The following is a 512-nucleotide window of genomic DNA, read 5'->3' as shown; positions in this document are numbered from 1 at the left end:
AACATGCTGGTGAACGTACTGGGTAAGAAACCACAAGATCTATTTGATGAGTTCGCGGGTAAGCACGATGAAACGTGGGGTACCGGTGACGTTAAATACCACCAAGGTTTCTCTGCAGACTTCGCAACTCCTGGTGGCGATGTTCACTTAGCGCTTGCGTTTAACCCATCTCACTTAGAAATCGTAAACCCAGTGGTTATCGGTTCAGTGCGTGCACGTCAAGACCGTTTGGGTGACAACCACGGCAGCAAAGTTCTTCCTATCACTATTCATGGTGACTCTGCGATTGCTGGCCAAGGTGTAGTGGCTGAAACGTTCAACATGTCACTTGCTCGTGGTTTCTGCGTTGGCGGTACGGTTCGTATTGTTGTAAACAACCAGGTTGGCTTTACAACGTCTAACCCGCGTGACACTCGATCAACCATGTATTGTACTGACATCGCTAAGATGGTTCAGGCACCGATTTTCCACGTTAACGCCGATGATCCAGAAGCGGTTGCTTTTGTTACTCG

At 48.6% G+C, this 512-nt stretch carries 1 protein-coding gene; it reads left to right on the top strand.

The window, feature by feature from the left end:
* Positions 1-512 (top strand): thiamine pyrophosphate-dependent enzyme (locus tag R7Q46_RS30455; protein WP_318078750.1); only part of this gene is annotated, 512 nt, incomplete at both ends.

Source organism: Vibrio sp. 811 (assembly GCF_033339195.1).
This window is presented reverse-complemented; position numbering and strand designations above follow the sequence as displayed.